General features: G+C 42.0%; 16 protein-coding genes. All 16 read left to right on the top strand.

What is annotated here, in order from left to right; genetic code table 11:
- Positions 1 to 151 precede the first annotated feature (151 nt).
- The 16 genes from D0S24_RS09365 (at position 152) to argB (ending at position 18,018) form a co-directional block, all read left to right on the top strand.
- Positions 152 to 838: a response regulator transcription factor gene (locus D0S24_RS09365; protein WP_117019613.1), complete on the top strand. Its 687-nt coding sequence runs from the start codon at positions 152 to 154 to the stop codon at positions 836 to 838.
- Positions 838 to 1,896 (top strand): cell wall metabolism sensor histidine kinase WalK, encoded by a 1,059-nt coding sequence (locus tag D0S24_RS09360; RefSeq protein ID WP_117019612.1) that lies wholly within the window; start codon positions 838 to 840, stop codon positions 1,894 to 1,896. Before D0S24_RS09365 ends, D0S24_RS09360 begins: the two co-directional genes overlap by 1 nt.
- Positions 1,897 to 1,901: 5 nt before the next feature.
- A complete protein-coding gene (locus D0S24_RS09355; RefSeq protein WP_117019611.1) occupies positions 1,902 to 3,248 on the top strand; it encodes an NAD(P)/FAD-dependent oxidoreductase in 1,347 nt (448 codons plus the stop codon).
- Between the two features lie 9 nt (positions 3,249 to 3,257).
- On the top strand, positions 3,258 to 4,838 hold the full coding sequence (locus tag D0S24_RS09350) for a 4Fe-4S binding protein (RefSeq protein ID WP_117019610.1): 1,581 nt from the start codon (positions 3,258 to 3,260) through the stop codon (positions 4,836 to 4,838).
- A gap of 160 nt (positions 4,839 to 4,998) precedes the next feature.
- Positions 4,999 to 5,688, top strand: a complete 690-nt coding sequence (locus tag D0S24_RS09345) for a glycosyltransferase family 2 protein (protein WP_117019609.1) — start codon at positions 4,999 to 5,001, stop codon at positions 5,686 to 5,688.
- A 1-nt stretch (position 5,689) separates the two neighbouring features.
- Positions 5,690 to 7,174, top strand: coding sequence for a cellulose synthase family protein (locus tag D0S24_RS09340; protein ID WP_117019608.1), 1,485 nt, complete (start codon positions 5,690 to 5,692; stop codon positions 7,172 to 7,174).
- Between the two features lie 287 nt (positions 7,175 to 7,461).
- Positions 7,462 to 8,823 (top strand): polyprenol phosphomannose-dependent alpha 1,6 mannosyltransferase MptB, encoded by a 1,362-nt coding sequence (gene mptB, locus D0S24_RS09335; protein ID WP_117019607.1) that lies wholly within the window; start codon positions 7,462 to 7,464, stop codon positions 8,821 to 8,823.
- A gap of 217 nt (positions 8,824 to 9,040) precedes the next feature.
- On the top strand, positions 9,041 to 9,670 hold the full coding sequence (locus tag D0S24_RS09330) for a GNAT family N-acetyltransferase (RefSeq protein ID WP_117019606.1): 630 nt from the start codon (positions 9,041 to 9,043) through the stop codon (positions 9,668 to 9,670).
- Positions 9,671 to 9,712: 42 nt separating this feature from the next.
- On the top strand, positions 9,713 to 10,903 hold the full coding sequence (gene argG / locus D0S24_RS09325; RefSeq protein ID WP_117019605.1) for an argininosuccinate synthase: 1,191 nt from the start codon (positions 9,713 to 9,715) through the stop codon (positions 10,901 to 10,903).
- Positions 10,896 to 11,870 carry an N-acetyl-gamma-glutamyl-phosphate reductase gene (gene argC / locus D0S24_RS09320; RefSeq protein WP_117019604.1) on the top strand — a complete coding sequence of 325 codons (975 nt, stop codon included), beginning with the start codon at positions 10,896 to 10,898 and terminating at the stop codon, positions 11,868 to 11,870. The genes argG and argC overlap by 8 nt, the downstream gene beginning before the upstream one ends.
- Before the next feature lie 111 nt (positions 11,871 to 11,981).
- Positions 11,982 to 12,776: a pyrroline-5-carboxylate reductase gene (gene proC / locus D0S24_RS09315; protein WP_117019603.1), complete on the top strand. Its 795-nt coding sequence runs from the start codon at positions 11,982 to 11,984 to the stop codon at positions 12,774 to 12,776.
- A 59-nt stretch (positions 12,777 to 12,835) separates the two neighbouring features.
- The gene (locus D0S24_RS09310) at positions 12,836 to 13,963 is read left to right on the top strand and encodes an aspartate aminotransferase family protein (protein ID WP_117019602.1); all 1,128 of its coding nucleotides are present in this window, start codon (positions 12,836 to 12,838) and stop codon (positions 13,961 to 13,963) included.
- Positions 13,960 to 15,156, top strand: a complete 1,197-nt coding sequence (locus tag D0S24_RS09305; protein ID WP_117019601.1) for a glutamate-5-semialdehyde dehydrogenase — start codon at positions 13,960 to 13,962, stop codon at positions 15,154 to 15,156. Before D0S24_RS09310 ends, D0S24_RS09305 begins: the two co-directional genes overlap by 4 nt.
- Positions 15,157 to 15,192: 36 nt before the next feature.
- A complete protein-coding gene (proB, locus tag D0S24_RS09300) occupies positions 15,193 to 15,954 on the top strand; it encodes a glutamate 5-kinase (RefSeq protein ID WP_117019600.1) in 762 nt (253 codons plus the stop codon).
- 4 nt (positions 15,955 to 15,958) lie between these two features.
- A complete protein-coding gene (locus D0S24_RS09295; protein ID WP_117019599.1) occupies positions 15,959 to 16,903 on the top strand; it encodes an acetylornithine carbamoyltransferase in 945 nt (314 codons plus the stop codon).
- A gap of 335 nt (positions 16,904 to 17,238) precedes the next feature.
- Positions 17,239 to 18,018: an acetylglutamate kinase gene (argB, locus tag D0S24_RS09290; RefSeq protein ID WP_117019598.1), complete on the top strand. Its 780-nt coding sequence runs from the start codon at positions 17,239 to 17,241 to the stop codon at positions 18,016 to 18,018.
- The last annotated feature ends 1 nt before the right edge of the window (position 18,019 follow it).

Below are 18,019 nucleotides of genomic sequence, written 5' to 3'. Positions count from 1 at the left end.
TACTATATTAAATCCGCGTTAAGCGGTCTCGTGTAATAGTATTATCTTTACTTTTGGCGCAGATTACCAAATAATTATTTGGATTGGACCACCCTGTGTTAAAGCGTCATAATTATAGGTTTTGGATGACCATGTATAGAAAAAATAAGGAATGAAAAAGAAGGATATTAAGATACTCCTGGTAGATGATGAACCGGATATTTTAGAAATTGTAGGGTATAATTTATCTGCCGAGGGATACGAGGTTTTTACTGCGAAAAATGGTTTGGAAGGGGTTGCGAAGGCAAAAAAGAGGAAGCCCCACTTAATTATTTTGGATGTAATGATGCCGGAAATGGACGGTATTGAAGCCTGCGAGATTATTAGGCGTACCGAAGGGTTGGAGGATACCATAATTACCTTTCTTACTGCCAGGGGCGAGGATTATTCCCAAATGGCCGGATTTGATGCAGGCGCGGACGATTATATAACAAAGCCTATTAAGCCCAAGGTTTTGGTTAGCAAAGTAAAGGCCCTGCTTAGAAGGCTTAAGAACGAGGAGCAAGAGGTAGAGGATATCTTTAAGGTAGGGGAGATTACCATAAACAGGGAGGAATATAAAATTGTTAATCAGGGAGAGGAAATTATCCTTCCCAGAAAAGAGTTCGAACTCTTGGCACTGCTTACTTCCAAGCCGAACAAAGTCTTTAAAAGGGAGGTTATCCTGGACAAGGTTTGGGGCAATGAAGTGGTAGTAGGGGGTAGGACCATTGATGTCCATATCAGAAAACTTAGGGAAAAAATTGGGGATGATCATTTTAAAACGGTAAAAGGAGTAGGGTATAAGTTTGTGCTATAATGGTAAGGAGGATTAAAAAATCGTATAGGTTTGCCCTACGTACCACAATTCTAATTTCATTTCTTTTAACTACAGTTTTGGGACTATTTTTGTGGAACAGCGGTTCCATGGATTGGCAGCTCCTAGCGGTCCTTTTGGTAACTTCCTCCCTTATTTCTTTTCTCGTAGTGCAATTGAGGATAGAAAAATTCATCTACCGTAATATAGAGCGCATTTATAACGATGTTTCCCTTTTGGAGTCGACCTCTTTGGCCCCCAAGACCATTACAACGGACATGCGGTCCCTGACAGATGAAATTGAAAAGTTTGCCAAGGACAAAAAGATTGAAATAGATACCCTAAAAATCCGGGAAGAATATAGAAAGGATTTTTTGGGCAACGTTTCGCATGAATTAAAAACACCCCTATTTACGGTCCAAGGTTATATTTTAACACTCTTGGATGGTGCCATGGAGGATAAAAGTCTAAGAAAAAAGTATCTTCAACGGGCCAATAAGGGGGTGGAGCGACTTATTTACATTGTTAAGGATTTGGATCTGATAACCAAATTGGAAGTTGGGGACCTTAATTTGGAGGTCGGGGATTTCGACATTGTGGAACTGGTGAGGAACGTTTTTGAGCTTTTGGAAATGAAGGCCGCTAAAAAGAATATAACCTTAACCTTCGATATGGATTATACGAAACCCATCTATGTTAAGGGCGATAAGGAAAAAATACAACAGGTCCTTACCAATTTGGTGGTGAATTCCATTAAGTATGGACAGCAGAACGGCACCACTGAGCTAAGTGTGGAGAATTTAATTAAAAACAAGGTCATTATCCGGGTGACAGACAACGGTGAGGGGATTTCCAAACAACACCTTGCCCGAATTTTTGAAAGGTTTTATAGGGTCGATAAAAGTGGGAGTAGGGCCGAAGGGGGTTCCGGCCTGGGATTGGCAATTGTAAAACATATTATAGAGGCCCACAACGAGAAGATCTACGTGGAAAGCGTCCTTGATATCGGGTCCGAATTTTCCTTTACCTTAGAGAAAGCGACCCAGCACCTATCAACCTAGATCCTATGGAACATATTGTTATTATTGGTAATGGAATCTCAGGAATTACGGCAGCACGCCATATTCGAAAATTATCCGATAAAAAGATCACTATTATTTCCGCTGAGAGCCAATATTTTTTCTCCAGAACAGCACTGATGTATGTGTATATGGGCCATATGAAGTTTGAGCATACACAGCCGTACGAAAATTGGTTCTGGAAAAAAAATCGTTTGAATTTGGTCAACGCCTATGTATCCAAAGTAGATACGGCCCATAAAAAGCTGATATTAAATAGCTCCAAGGAGATCAAGTACGATAAACTGATCATCGCCACAGGCTCCAGACCCAATAAGTTTGGGTGGCCGGGACAGGATTTGAAGGGGGTGCAGGGATTGTACTCCAAACAGGATCTGGAAATGCTGGAGGCCAATGCGCCAAATAATGAAGTATGTAAAAGAGCGGTAATTGTTGGCGGCGGATTAATTGGGATCGAATTGGCGGAAATGCTTGGGAGTAGGAATATCCCCGTTACTTTTTTGGTGCGGGAAAGCAGTTTTTGGAACGGGGTCTTGCCCGAAGGGGAATCCCAAATGATCAATGAACACATTTTGGAACATCATATAGACCTGAAATTGGATACCAATCTGAAGGAAATTATTTCGGATGAAAAGGGTTGGGCAAAGGCTGTGGTTACAGATAAGGGGGAGACTATCCAATGTACCCTGGTAGGTTTGACCGCCGGGGTGGTTCCTAACATTGGTTTTCTAAATGGTTCGGGAATAGAGACAGGGAAGGGGGTAAAGGTCAATAACTTTTTGGAAACCAATATTCCCGATGTCTATGCCATTGGGGACTGTGCAGAACAATATGGGGCCATTGGCAACCGCAGGCCCGTGGAGGCCGTTTGGTATACCGGAAGAATGATGGGGGAAGCCTTGGCCCAGACCATTTGCGGAAACAAAACGGCCTATAATCCTGGACACTGGTTTAATTCCGCCAAATTTTTGGACATAGAGTATCAAACGTATGGCTGGGTATTTAGTGAAAAATCCAAAAAAGAACAGGAACACCATTTTCATTGGCGGCACCCCAAGGAAAAAATATGTGTTACCATCGCCTTTCACAAAGACACAAAACAGTTTTTGGGGATCAATACCTTTGGTATTCGGATGCGTCACGAAATTTTGGACCGATGGCTTAGGGAGAAAAGGAGTATCGCCTACGTAATGGAATATTTGAAGGATGCCAATTTTGACCCTGAATTCTATGTGCAATTTGAGGAGGATATCGTTTCCCATTACAATGCACTTTATGGCGCCAGTATTACCTCCAGGAAGAAAAGTTGGAAACGGATTTTTAGCCACAATTAAGATTTTAAGATGCAGATAATAAAAAAAATAGGGCTCCTCATTTTTTTAATTGGCCTTGCCATATTTACCATCCTGCCTTTTATAGGAGAGTTTAAGGTTACCCGGGCCACAATGGATCTAATAATCCAGGAAAAGGGAATTTCCAGTGAACTTTTTATTGAAGGGGTGCAAGAAAATGTGGTTGGGAAAAAGTTTCAGGGAATGCTTGCACTATCGCCCCAAATAATCCGGATAATGGAAGCTGCCAATGCCCGTCACAGAAAGGAGAAGGAATACAAAAAAGTGATCTATATAGGGTCGCATGATATGGCTGCCGCGGTGGGCAAAGCATCTGGAAGTGGTTTTATCGTTGAAAATAAGGGACTTATGTGGTTTTTGACCTTTGGTATGGGCATTTTGGGGTCCTTGCTTTTTATTGTTCCCAATATAGTTTTATTGGGCAATAAAGGGATTAAGAACAATGGTATTTATCTAGAAAATGCCACTAATAGGGGATGGATTGCCTGGCTGGTCTTCGTTTTTTTGGTTTCCTTTTATTTGGTACTTTATTTTCGCCCGGAATATGCCTTAAACTGGACTTACTTAGTGGATCCTATCAGCGAATTTCTAAGTGGAAATCCCGCAGGTCATTGGTTTGTATACGGATTTATGTATTGTACGGTGATGACCGTTATGGCCGTGCGAATGTATATTAAATATAGACATAGCAGGTATCAAACAATACGTACCACTTCGGTCCTATTCTTTCAAATCGTCTTTGCCTTTCTTATTCCGGAAATAATGGTAAGGCTCCAAATGCCGTATTACGACTTTAAAAATGCCTTTCCGTTGGATTATGATTTCTTTTTTCAATGGAATTTAAAATCCTTGATGAACAGTGGGGGAATAGGACTTTTCATCTTAGTTTGGGGTATTGTACTTACTTTGGTAATTGTACCCGTAATGGTCTATTTTTTTGGAAAACGATGGTATTGTTCCTGGGTTTGTGGCTGTGGTGGCCTGGCCGAGACCCTGGGGGACCCCTACAGGCAGCATTCCAGCAAGTCCCTATTTTCATGGAAAGTGGAAAGGTGGTTGGTGCACGGGGTGTTGGTCTTTGCTGTGGGAATGACTTTGATGACACTCTACAGTTTCTTTTCGGAGTCTGGCACTGTATTGGGTTTAAAAACCCAGAGTGTTCAAAGTTCCTATAGCTTGTTGATCGGGGCATTTTTTGCAGGGGTGATCGGGACCGGATTTTATCCCATTTTTGGAAATAGGGTATGGTGCAGGTTTGGGTGTCCCTTAGCCGCTTATTTAGGTTTCGTTCAGCGGTTCAAATCGCGCTTTAGGATTACCACCAATGGCGGCCAATGTATTTCCTGTGGCAATTGTTCTACTTATTGTGAGCAGGGGATAGACGTCAGGGCCTACGCCCAAAAGGGTGAAAATATTATCAGGTCCAGTTGTGTAGGTTGTGGCATTTGTTCCGCGGTTTGTCCAAGAGGGGTGTTAAAATTGGAAAACGGACCGCTAAGGGGAAGGATAAATCCCACCGAAGTGCTACTGGGGAACGATGTGGACCTAATGGAATTGGTCAATAAAAAATAAGCCTTTGGGGGTTGCCTAAATTATTGTTGCAATATAAAAGGGAGACACCATAGATTGATGAAAGTATTGATACCTTTGCGCCGTTCCAAGGGATATTAAAAATACGGATGCCCAAGTTACACTATATTGTATAATAAAGGACTATCTTTTATCTACGCCAATGACCTGTATAAAAGTAATTATCCCTGCCTATAACGAAGCCGATTCCATTGCCAGTGTTATACGGGAAATCCCAAAAATTGTTTCTGAAATAATTGTGGTAAACAATAATTCTACGGACGATACTGCCCTTAAGGCAAGGGAGGCCGGAGCCACGGTGCTCCACGAAGGGAGTATGGGATATGGCTATGCCTGCCTTAAGGGAATTAATTACATTTCCCAACAATCCAAAACACCCGATATTATCGTATTTATGGATGGAGACTATTCGGATTATCCCGAAGAACTTTCCAAAGTGGTATCGCCCATAGTGGAAAATGATTTGGATTTCGTTATTGGAGCCCGGTCAAAGGCATTGAGGGAAGAGGGATCTATGACCCCACAACAGGTTTTTGGAAATGCATTGGCCACCACTTTAATGAAATGGTTCTTTGGCGCTTTCTTTACCGATTTGGGGCCATTTAGGGCCATAAAGTACAACAGGCTTTTGGCACTGGAAATGGAGGATAAGACCTACGGTTGGACCGTAGAAATGCAGTTGAAGGTATTAAAAAAAGGATTTACATATACCGAAGTACCAGTGCGTTACAAAAAAAGAATTGGCATATCAAAAGTATCAGGTACGGTAAAAGGTACTATATTTGCAGGCGTAAAAATCCTAGGTTGGATATTTAAATACAGTTTAAAATAATATGGGACTAACAATTACTTATTTTATCATTACAATTTACAGTATTTCCTTACTGTTAATATTCTTTTATAGCTTGGCCCAACTTAATTTGCTGATCAATTATCTGGGGTATAAAAGGAGAATCAAGGAAGCTCCAAAATTCAATTTATTGGATCCAAAAGAAATTCCTTTTGTTACCATACAACTCCCAATTTATAATGAGGAGTATGTAGTGGAGCGTTTGCTGGAGAATATTTCGAAAATAGAATACCCAATGAGCAAATTGGAAATCCAGGTTTTGGACGATTCCACGGACGATTCCGTACTGGATACGGCCAAGAGAATAAAAGCGCTTCAGGAAACAGGATTGGACATTCAACATATAAGAAGGACCAATAGGCAAGGCTATAAGGCCGGAGCTTTAAAGGAAGGCCTGGATATGGCCAAAGGTGAATTTATTGCCATTTTTGATGCAGATTTTTTGCCTTCCAGTGATTGGTTGAAGAAAACGGTCATTTATTTTAAGGATAAGGAAATTGGCGTAGTTCAAACAAGGTGGGGACATATCAACAGGGAATATTCTACATTGACCCGGATTCAGGCCTTCGCCTTGGACGCCCACTTTACTTTGGAACAGGTAGGACGAAATGCCAAGGGGCATTTTATTAATTTTAATGGTACCGCTGGTATTTGGAGAAAGGAATGTATTCTTGACGCAGGAAACTGGGAGGGCGATACCCTTACCGAGGATTTGGATCTAAGCTACCGGGCCCAATTAAAAAACTGGAAATTTAAATATTTGGAGGATGTAGAGACACCTGCAGAACTTCCTGTGGTAATCAGTGCTGCCCGTTCCCAGCAATTTCGTTGGAACAAAGGTGGGGCCGAAAACTTTAAAAAATCGGTTTGGAGCGTTATTTCCGCCAAGAACATCTCTTTCAAGACCAAGTTTCATGGGGTGATGCACTTGTTGAACAGTTCTATGTTCCTCTGCGTATTTTTGGTAGCCTTGCTGAGTATTCCCATGATGTACATAAAAAACACCTTTGACCATTTGGGATGGATTTTTGAAGCCACCAAATTCTTCATTTTGAGTACCATTATCCTTTTCGTCTGTTATTGGTTTACCTATAAGAGCATACAGGGCAGTGGTTTTGATAATTTTGTGGACTATATATCCATTTTCTTTACTTTTTTCTCCGTGGCACTGGGATTTTCATTGCACAACACCATTGCGGTGCTGGAAGGGCATATGGGTAAAAGGTCCGAGTTTGTCAGGACCCCAAAATTTAATTTGAACAGTATAAAGGACAGCTGGAAGGGGAATAAATATTTGGCTACCAAACTTTCTCCCAATATGATTTTGGAAGCCGCCCTGATGCTTTACTTCCTTTTTGGAATGTATAGTGCCATACCTTTGAACGATTTTGGACTTTTTCCATTTCATTTTATGTTGTTTTTGGGCTTCGGTTATGTATTTTTTAAATCCCTTATGGCAAGGGCCTAAATAAATATTTGAAAGTGTTTTAATGGCCCTGTTCCTTAAAAAGAGCAGGGCTATTTCTTTGAAAATCGTTAAACGGGTTTGTACCATTAAATTATTGGATTAGAAAGGGATAGGGCTTTTCCAGTGTAGAAATAGAAGGGGCGCTTTGATTTTCCTGCATTTTTGAATTTCAAAAAAAACAGGGAGGTCATTGCCAAAATCAAAATAGAAAGCGCCATTATTTGATAATTTCATTTAAATTTGGGAGATTGCTGAATTAATAAAGTGACCAAAAACCACCAAACACTATGATCCAAAGGACCATTTCTTATTGGAATCTTCACAGGGTTCCGATTTTAATGGTGCTGGTAAGCATCCTCTTCTATGTTTCCTTTGGGTATCATTTGGCTCGAACAGATTTTATAAAGCTGCTAAGCCTTTATTTGGCTTTGTTCTTTTTATGCTATAAGCTGGTTCAATTTGAAAAATGGAATTTTAAATTTTTGGCCATTTCAGGGACACTTTTCCGGCTAACCCTGCTTTTTGCCGAACCCAATCTTTCCCAGGACTTTTATAGATTTATATGGGATGGACAATTGATCAACAATGGAATGAGTCCTTACCTACATCTTCCCAAGGATTTGATAATTCAGCATGGCCGTCTCATGCGCAATGCTACCGAGTTGATAAGTGGTATGGGAAGCCTCAGTGCATCAAATTACAGTAATTACCCTCCTTTGAACCAGTTTATTTTTGCGCTGTCCACATGGGTGTCCGGAAAGAGCGTGGTGGGAAGTGTATTGGCCATGAGAACCATTATAATTTTGTCCGATTTGGGAATCCTGTATTTCGGTCGCAAATTATTGCAAAAGCTTAATAAATCCACCCATCTCATCTTTTGGTATTTTTTAAATCCATTGGTTATTTTGGAACTTACGGGGAACCTTCATTTTGAAGGGGTAATGTTGTTCTTCTTTATATGGTCCATGTATCTTTTATGCAATAAAAAATGGCTGTTGGCAGCTATTGTATATGCGTTATCGATTTCTATAAAATTGGTCCCGTTACTGTTTCTGCCCTTGTTCCTAAAATATTTCGGACTAAAGAAAAGTATCCTCTTTTATGGGGTGGTGGCAACTGTAACGCTCCTGCTGTTGCTCCCCTTCTATTCCCCGGAATTTACCAATAATTACGTACAGACCGTAGGGCTTTGGTTTTCGAATTTTGAATTCAATGCCGGTTTCTATAATATGGTAAAAAAAGTAGCTATGAATTTTGGGGCCAAGCCCTGGGAACTTATCAAGGATTATGGAAGAATTATGCCGCTAATCGTCATTGCCGCTGTGGCACTCTTTACCTTTTTCAGGGAGAATAAAAAGATTTCAAACTTGTTGGTCTCTATGCTATGGATGCTCACCCTTTATTATTTTTTGTCGACCACCGTGCACCCCTGGTATATTATTTTTTTGGTAGCTTTAGGTCTGTTTACCGAGTTTAGATTTCCCATGGTTTGGTCCTTGGGCATCATCTTGAGTTACTGGGCCTATTCCAATGAAGGGTTTAAGGAAAATTATTGGCTGTTAACAGTTGAATATATTGCAGTATATGGTTTCATGTTTTATGAAATTGTTAGATTACATAACAAAAAGATACTTTTTAGTAAAAATTGACACATCAATATCAAAAATTCATTTTTATTCGTACTTTTGATGGTAGAATGAATAACTTCAATAACATACTTAGCATAAACAAGGTTTCCAACCTTGCTTATTCATTTACGCCTACACGTCGTCGCCCGTAAGGGTGCGTTTCTTTTATGGAAATAGGTGAGTCCATTTCCCTCTCAAAAAAAATAAATTATAATTTTAATTTTAAAAGCAACATTCAATGAAGATTGTTATTGCTAACGATTCCCATTTTAAATATGCCGAGATCATTTGCGAAACCATTGCAGAGTCGGCCAAAGTACGTGGTACCGGGATTGCCAAGCGTACTCCAGAGTATATTCAAAAAAGACTGCATAATGGCAATGCCATTATTGCCCTGGATGGCGACAAGTTTGCCGGTTTCTGTTATATTGAGGTATGGGGACATGAAAAATTTGTAGCCAATTCCGGCCTTATAGTGCATCCTGATTACAGAAATCAAGGTTTGGCCAAGAAAATAAAAAAAGAGATTTTTGAACTTTCTAGAAGCAAATTTCCCAATGCCAAAATTTTCGGAATCACTACGGGATTGGCCGTGATGAAAATGAACTATGAATTGGGCTATAAACCGGTCACTTTTTCGGAACTTACCACGGATCCAGAGTTTTGGAAAGGCTGTCAGACCTGTAAAAACTTCGATATCCTTACCAGAACGGAACAAAAAATGTGTCTTTGTACCGGAATGTTGTACGATCCTGAGATCAAAGCCAAGGAAGCCATAAAGGAGCCCAAGGAAAAATTGAATTCCAAAGCTTTTCAAAGATTAAAAAGTATAAAGGAAAGTCTGTTTTTAAATAAGAAAACAAAGTAGTGGTAATGGACTACTGTGAAAATATAATAACAATAATTAAGCATGAAGAAATTAGTTTTAGCATATAGTGGTGGTTTGGATACTTCCTATTGCGCCAAGTATTTGTCCAAAGATCAAGGTTTTGAGGTACATGCCGTAAGTGTAAATACCGGGGGGTTTTCAAAGGAAGAAATAGAGAGTATTCATAAAAAGGCCTTGGAATTGGGGGCCACTTCCTACACTTCCATAGATGCTGTAAACACTTTTTATGAAAAAGTGGTAAAGTACTTAATTTTCGGTAATGTATTAAAGAACAATACCTATCCCTTATCGGTAAGTGCCGAACGAATTGTTCAGGCCATTGAAATTGTAAACTACGCCAAAAAAGTGGGGGCAAAATATATTGCCCACGGTAGTACAGGGGCGGGGAACGATCAGGTTAGATTTGATATGATTTTCCAGATCATTGCGCCGGAGATTGAAATCATTACCCCGATACGGGATAACAAATTGGCTAGGGAAGCTGAAATAGCATATTTAAAACAGAACGGGGTAGATTATCCATGGGAGAAGGCAAAATACTCTATCAATAGAGGGTTATGGGGAACTTCCGTAGGGGGAGAGGAAACACTTACCTCGCACAAGTCCTTACCGGATTCTGCCTATCCAAGCCAATTGCAACAAACCGAACCTACCCAATTGAAACTTACTTTCCACAAGGGGGAATTGATTGCTTTGGATGGCGATAACGATACCCCTGTAAGCAACATCATAAAATTGGAGGCCATTGCTTCCAAATACGCCATTGGTAGGGATATACACGTTGGGGATACCATTATTGGCATAAAGGGCAGGGTAGGATTTGAAGCCCCTGCCTCCTTGATTATTATCAAAGCCCATCATTTGTTGGAAAAGCATACCTTGACCAAATGGCAACAGTACCAAAAGGAAATGCAGGGCAATTTCTATGGCATGCTGTTGCACGAAGGGAATTATTTGGATGAGGTTATGAGAAATATCGAGGCTTTCCTAACCGATACCCAGAAGAATGTAAGTGGTGATGTCTTTGTTAGCCTACACCCATATCGTTTTGAATTGGACGGAATATCCTCTCCGCACGATCTTATGAACGCCTCTTTCGGAAGCTACGGGGAGATGAACAAAGGATGGACTGCGGATGACGCCAAAGGCTTTATTAAAATACTTTCCAATGCTGGAAAAATATACAACCACGTAAATCAGAATAATGATTAAGGTAGGAATTATTGGTGGTTCTGGATATACTGGTGGGGAACTCATCAGAATCCTCTTGAACCATTCCAATGCAACCATAGATTTTGTATTTAGTACCACCCGGGCAGGTAAAAGGATTACCACGGCCCATCCGGACCTACTGGGGGTTACCGATCTGGTATTTACCGGGGAGGTAAACAAGGATGTGGATGTAGTATTTCTTTGTCTTGGCCATGGGAATTCCACTAGTTTTTTAAAGGAAAACGAGTTTTCCAAAAACACCAGGATCATAGATTTGAGCAATGATTTTAGGTTGGAGGCCGATGCTGTTCTGGATGGAAAAACATTTGTTTACGGCTTGCCAGAACTAAATAGGGAGGCCATTAAAAAAGCAAAATATATTGCCAACCCAGGTTGTTTTGCCACTGCCATTCAGTTGGCGCTACTGCCCTTGGCAAAGGTCCATAAATTGGGTAGGCCGGTGCATGTCAATGCAGTTACCGGAAGTACAGGGGCGGGGGTAGGCCTTTCAGCTACTTCACATTTTAGTTGGAGGAACAACAATGTATCCTGGTACAAGCCATTTACGCATCAGCACCTTGGGGAAATCAATGAAAGTCTTCACAGCCTTCAGGAAAATACGGGGGAAATTTTCTTCCTGCCCAACAGGGGAAATTTTACCAGGGGGATTTTGGCTACGGCCTACACCGATTATGAAGGTAGTTTGGAAGAGGCCTATGAACTGTATAACGAGTTTTATAAGAATGCCGCTTTTACCCAGGTGACGGAAGAGGATATCAACCTAAAACAGGTGGTGAATACCAACCAATGCCATATTCATTTGCACAAGTACAATAATACCCTGCTGATCACCTCGGCAATAGATAATTTGTTGAAAGGGGCATCTGGCCAGGCGGTACAGAATATGAACTTGGCGTTCGGCTTTAAGGAAACGGAGGGCCTGCAATTAAAGGCAGGGGTGTTTTAATATTGGTGGGATGTGGATCAACCCTGGAGTAATTTATAAATAGATCAAAAAACAATTTTACCAATCATAAGATTCCCTAGTTTAGGGAATGATACAAATAACGAATAAGGAATGAAAATAGCCATTATTGGAGCAGGTAATTTAGGTCTTTCCATCGCCAAAGGTATTTTGAGCACTAATGGGGCCACTTCTATGGTCCTTACCAAAAGAAATCTTAACGGCCTTAAGGAAATTGAAAAATATGGAATTGTTACCACCACTACCGATAATAGGGAAGCGGTGGCCAAATCGGATATCCTTATTTTTGCGGTACAGCCCGGGCAATTTGTAAAGATTTTGGGAGAGGTGAAGGACATTCTTACGGAGAAGCATGTCATTATTTCCACCATAACCGGATTTAGTATTGCCAGGATGGAGGAGGTAATTGGACCGGACCACTATATTATACGTGCCATGCCCAATACCGCTATTTCCGTAGGGAAATCCATGACCTGTATCTGTAGCAATGAGAAAGGCACCAAGAGGGTAGACCTGGCCAAGGCCATCTTTAATCGTATGGGGCATTCCATGCAAATTCCGGAAGACCAGATGCAGGCCGCTACCGTTATTTGTGCCAGTGGAATTGCGTTTTGGATGCGATTGATACGGGCCACCACCCAAGGGGCCATTCAATTGGGATTCGATGCCAAGGAAGCACAGGAATTGGCCATGCATACCTGTAATGGGGCTGCTAGTTTGTTGATAGAATCTGACAGTCACCCAGAAAATGAAATAGATAAGGTAACTACCCCTAGGGGATGTACTATTTCCGGATTGAACGAAATGGAACATCAGGGACTAAGCTCCTCCCTGATCAGGGGAATGGTGGCCTCATTTGACAAGATAAACGAAATAAAAAAAGGATAACCTCTATCTTAAACCTACATGGTTCTAAGAAAAGGGAGGTTTATAATACAATATAGAAGATGGAATTATTTGATGTATACCCATTATATAACGTTACTCCCGTTTCGGCCAAGGGAATCGTGGTTACCGACGAAAAAGGCCAGGAGTATTTGGATTTTTACGGGGGTCACGCCGTAATTTCCATAGGACATTCCCATCCGCATTATGTGCAGCGATTAAAGGAACAGTTGGATAAGATCGGTTTTTATAGCAATGCCATACAGAATCCCGTTCAGGAGGCCTTGGCACATAAACTGGGAGAACTTTCGGGCTGTGGGGATTACAATCTGTTCCTTTGCAATTCTGGGGCAGAGGCCAACGAAAATGCTTTAAAGTTGGCATCGTTCCAAACCGAAAAATCAAGGGTAATTGCCTTTAAGCACGGATTTCATGGGAGAACCTCTGCCGCTGTGGCCGCCACCGACAATGAAAAAATAAACGCACCCATCAACAAACAACAAAAAGTAACCATACTTCCTTTCGAGGATTTGGCCGCTTTTAAGAACGAAATTTCCAAAGGGGATGTGTGTGGTGTAATTATAGAAACCATTCAAGGCGTCGGGGGTCTGGATCAACCGTCCCAAGAGTTTTATCAAAGCATAGCGGCACTTTGTAAGGAAAATGGTGTCATGCTTATTGCTGATGAGGTGCAATGTGGTTACGGAAGAAGTGGAAAGTTCTTTGCCTTTCAGCATTACGGGATTAAACCGGATATTATTACGGTAGCCAAGGGAATGGGGAACGGATTTCCCATAGGTGGGGTCCTGATCCATGAAAGCATCAAGGCCTCCTACGGAATGTTGGGTACCACCTTTGGGGGCAATCATTTGGCCTGTGCCGCAGGATTGGCGGTTTTGGAAGTGATCGAAAAAGAAAATTTAATTGAAAATGCCGCAGCGCTCTTTGAATACTTTAAAGCAAAGGCTGCTGCCATTCCACAGGTAAAAAGAGTAAAGGGAATGGGGCTTATGCTGGGGTTGGAATTTGATTTTGAAGTGGCAGAGCTACGGAAGAAACTCATTCACAACCAGTTTATGTTTACAGGCGGTGCCAGCGATAAACATGTTTTGAGGGTATTGCCGGCATTGAACATTACCAAGGAAAATCTGGATCAGTTTTTTGATGCCCTAAAAAAAGAATTGGCATGAGTTTGTATTTGGACATAGCCCAAAGGAATGCGGTGCTAAATACCATGGCACAGCTAATAGATGGGGAACGAAATGCCATTCTTGAGGTCAATAAAAAAGACTTGGAGGCCTATAAGGGCGATGATTTGGCAATGTACGACCGACTCAAAGTGGACGGTGCCAAAATTGATGGTATGGTCCTATCCCTGCAACAGTTGGCAGGGCAGGAAGATCCCTTGGGTTTGGAGCGTTTTAGTTTTACCCATGAAAATGGAATGCAGGTAAGCAATAAAACCGCACCCTTTGGGACGATTCTGATCATTTATGAATCCAGGCCCGATGTTACCATAGAAGCGGCAGCCATCGCCTTTAAATCGGGCAATAAGATTTTGTTGAAGGGCGGGAAGGAATCCCTACAAAGTAATTTGGTTTTGGTGAATTTCTGGCATAAATCCTTGGAGCAGCACGGTATTACCAGGGATTGGGTCACTTATTTAGAGTTTAATAGGGAGCAGACCCAGGCCTTTTTGGAAAAACCGACCCAAAAATTGGACCTGATCGTGCCTCGTGGTGGGGAAAAGTTGATCTCCTTTACCAAAAAGCACGCCAGCTGTCCGGTAATCGTGAGTGGAAGGGGGAATAACTTTCTTTATGTACACCCCCAGGCGGACCTAAAAAAGGCAATGTCCATTATCCTAAACGCCAAGACCACAAAGATATCGGCCTGTAATGCATTGGACAAGGTGCTGATAGATAGTGATCTGCCCAACAAAGAAGTTTTTATAAAAGAATTGATAGCTGAATTAAAAGCGAAGAAGGTCGAAATATTGGTCGATAACAGCCTTGCCAATACAGAGGGCACTTCAGAAATTACTGAAGAGGATACCTGGTTTGAAGAATTTTTGGATTACAAGATCCTAATTGGGAAAGTGGATGGCACTGAAGAGGCCATTGAGAAAATAAATACCTATGGTGGGGGACATTCCGCGGTAATCGTTACCGAAGAGGAACAAGAGGCCGACCTATTTATGAATTCGGTAGATTCGGCCGCAGTTTACCATAACGTGTCCACCCGTTTTACGGATGGCGGGCAATTTGGATTGGGGGGAGAATTGGCCATCAGTACGGATAAATTGCATCAAAGAGGGCCCATTGGCCTACAACATTTGGTGACCAACAAATGGTACGTAAAGGGCGATGGACAAATACGATAACGGCCAGACCTGGACAATAGGTCAAAAAAAAAGAGCATGCAGAAGAAAAGAATATTATTAAAAATAGGATCCAATACCCTTACCAAGGAAACGGATCATATTTCTAGGGGAAAAATCGAGGATATTGGTAGGCAGATCGCAAAATTGAAGGAGAATTACGAATTCATCATTGTGAGTTCCGGAGCCATTGCCGCTGCCAAGCAATTTGTAAAATTGGAACACAACGGGCAGGAGATTACCGTTAAACAGGCCTTGGCATCCATAGGCCAACCCCATCTAATGCGAATTTTTCAGGAGAATTTCAGGGAGCTGGGATTGTTTACTTCCCAATGCCTTTTGTCCTATTCCGATTTTGAAAGGGAAGTCTCCAAGGAAAATATATGCAATACCATCAACGTACTGGTGGCCAATAATTTTATCCCGATCATCAATGAGAACGATACGGTAGCTACCGATGAGATCAAATTTGGCGACAATGATAAATTGGCAGCATTGACCGCAGCCTTGATGAAGGTAGATCTCCTGATCATCGCTACCAATACCGATGGTATTTACACTAAGGAATCCTTCGTTAATAAGAAGCCGGAAACCATTCGCATGGTGAGCAACTTGGCCGATCTGCAAAAGGAGGTCAGCAGTTCCAAATCTTCCCATGGTACCGGAGGTATGGAATCCAAGATCGAGGCCGCCAATATAGCCAGGCAGGCCCATGTGGAGACCTGGATCGTTAATGGGCTAAAGGACAATTTTATTGTTGATGCCCTAGAAAACAAAACCGCTTTTACAACCATAAAATAAAGAAATGCAACACTATTTATCCTTAAAAGATATCGATTCCCTACCGCAATGGGTAGAAGAAGCTAGATCATTAAAGGCGAATCCGCTAAAACACAAAGCCTTGGGACAGACCAAGACCATATGTTTACTGTTCTTCAACAATAGCCTTAGAACCCGTCTAAGTACGCAAAAGGCGGCCATGAATTTGGGGATGGAGGTTATTGTGATGAACTTTGGAAGCGAAGGATGGGCATTGGAATATGGCGATGGGACTATTATGGACCAGGGCACTTCCGAACACATCAAGGAAGCGGCCCAGGTAGTGGCGCAATATTGTGATATAGTGGCCATAAGGGCCTTTGCTTCCTTGACCGATAAGAAACAGGACGAGGCGGAAGTGGTCATGAACGGTTTTAAAAAATATGCAGGCATACCGGTGGTGAATATGGAAAGTTCTGTGGGCCATCCGTTACAGGCCTTGGCCGATGCCATTACCTTGTCGGAGAACAATACCAAGAAAAGACCCAAGGTGGTCCTGTCCTGGGCACCACACCCCAAGGCATTACCGCATGCAGTGGCCAATTCCTTTGTGGAAATGATGCATTTGCAGGAGGCCGATTTTGTAATTACCCATCCCAAAGGATATGATTTAAACCCTGAAGTAACCAAGGGGGCAAAAATTGAATACGATCAGGACAGGGCTTTGGAAGATGCAGATTTTGTCTATGTTAAAAACTGGAGCAGCTATCAGGATTACGGCAAGGTGGTAAACCAGGATAAAAATTGGACGATTACCAATAAGAAGTTGGGCAATGCTAAATTTATGCACTGTCTGCCCGTTAGGCGCAATGTAATAGTAGCCGACGAGGTTTTGGACGGTTCCAATTCCTTGGTCATCCAACAGGCCAACAACAGGACCTATTCCGCCCAGATCGTGTTGAAAAAGTTGTTGGAGAGCCTTGGTGCTTAGCACAGTGAACAGTGAACAGTTGTCAGTGAACAATGGCAAATGTCTAATGTCCGTCATTGCGAGGAGCGAAAGGGACGAAGCAATCTCTTGAATATATCAACAGATTGCCACGCTGCACCTACCTATCGGTAGGCAAGCTCGCAATGACGAATTATTGTCCGGTCCGAGCGGAGTCGAGACCTCAATGAAGGAATTACAACCGAAGGCTGGTTGATTAAATGAAAGGTTTATAGGCACGAGCGTGACGTTCACGCCATCGGGGGAAAATGAAACACAGTAATTGTAAAACTAAATAGAGGATAATTCCTCCCCTTGGGGAAGGTTAGGAGGGGCCTATGAAACAAAAACTATCTATAATAAAAATTGGAGGGAACGTTATTGAGAACGAAGTGGAGCTCAACAAATTCCTGGATTCCTTTTCGGCCATGCAAGGACCTAAAATATTGGTGCACGGGGGAGGCAAATTAGCGACCCAGATCGCCGAAAAATTAGGGATAGTATCCAAATTGGTAGGAGGAAGGCGCATTACCGATGAGGAAGGGCTAAAAGTAATCACCATGGTCTATGGCGGCCTGGCCAACAAGAATATTGTGGCCCAATTGCAGGCCAGGGGTACGAATGCCATAGGACTCAGCGGGGCCGATGGCAATACCATCCGTGCCATAAAAAGACCGGTTCGGGAAATCGACTACGGGTTTGCGGGGGATGTGGAGGAAGTAAATGCAGAAGCTATAGACAAATTATTGCAGGCCCACTTTGTTCCGGTGTTTTGTGCCATAACCCACAATAGGGAAGGGCAGTTGCTGAATACCAATGCCGACACCATCGCCTCTGAAGTGGCCATTGGGATGAGCGGAAATTATGACACCACCCTCTACTATTGCTTTGAAAAGAAAGGGGTGCTGATGGATATTTCGGACGAAACCTCGGTAGTAAAACATCTGGAACCTAAGAACTATCAGGAATTATTGGAACAAAAAATTATTGCGGATGGCATGCTTCCCAAATTGGAAAATTGTTTCCATGCGCTACATAAAAATGTGGGCAAGGTCTGTATTGGGGATTTGGATATGTTAAACCCCAATGCTACTTTGTTTACCACCATTACCTTATAAA

The organism is Arenibacter sp. P308M17, from assembly GCF_003426735.1.
GTDB lineage: Bacteria > Bacteroidota > Bacteroidia > Flavobacteriales > Flavobacteriaceae > Arenibacter.
This window is presented reverse-complemented; position numbering and strand designations above follow the sequence as displayed.

Coding starts and splice junctions, on each gene's coding strand:
- D0S24_RS09365 (WP_117019613.1), top strand. CDS start 152: ATGAAAAAGAAGGATATTAAGATACTCCTGGTAGATGATGAACCGGAT.
- D0S24_RS09360 (WP_117019612.1), top strand. CDS start 838: ATGGTAAGGAGGATTAAAAAATCGTATAGGTTTGCCCTACGTACCACA.
- D0S24_RS09355 (WP_117019611.1), top strand. CDS start 1,902: ATGGAACATATTGTTATTATTGGTAATGGAATCTCAGGAATTACGGCA.
- D0S24_RS09350 (WP_117019610.1), top strand. CDS start 3,258: ATGCAGATAATAAAAAAAATAGGGCTCCTCATTTTTTTAATTGGCCTT.
- D0S24_RS09345 (WP_117019609.1), top strand. CDS start 4,999: ATGACCTGTATAAAAGTAATTATCCCTGCCTATAACGAAGCCGATTCC.
- D0S24_RS09340 (WP_117019608.1), top strand. CDS start 5,690: ATGGGACTAACAATTACTTATTTTATCATTACAATTTACAGTATTTCC.
- mptB (WP_117019607.1), top strand. CDS start 7,462: ATGATCCAAAGGACCATTTCTTATTGGAATCTTCACAGGGTTCCGATT.
- D0S24_RS09330 (WP_117019606.1), top strand. CDS start 9,041: ATGAAGATTGTTATTGCTAACGATTCCCATTTTAAATATGCCGAGATC.
- argG (WP_117019605.1), top strand. CDS start 9,713: ATGAAGAAATTAGTTTTAGCATATAGTGGTGGTTTGGATACTTCCTAT.
- argC (WP_117019604.1), top strand. CDS start 10,896: ATGATTAAGGTAGGAATTATTGGTGGTTCTGGATATACTGGTGGGGAA.
- proC (WP_117019603.1), top strand. CDS start 11,982: ATGAAAATAGCCATTATTGGAGCAGGTAATTTAGGTCTTTCCATCGCC.
- D0S24_RS09310 (WP_117019602.1), top strand. CDS start 12,836: ATGGAATTATTTGATGTATACCCATTATATAACGTTACTCCCGTTTCG.
- D0S24_RS09305 (WP_117019601.1), top strand. CDS start 13,960: ATGAGTTTGTATTTGGACATAGCCCAAAGGAATGCGGTGCTAAATACC.
- proB (WP_117019600.1), top strand. CDS start 15,193: ATGCAGAAGAAAAGAATATTATTAAAAATAGGATCCAATACCCTTACC.
- D0S24_RS09295 (WP_117019599.1), top strand. CDS start 15,959: ATGCAACACTATTTATCCTTAAAAGATATCGATTCCCTACCGCAATGG.
- argB (WP_117019598.1), top strand. CDS start 17,239: ATGAAACAAAAACTATCTATAATAAAAATTGGAGGGAACGTTATTGAG.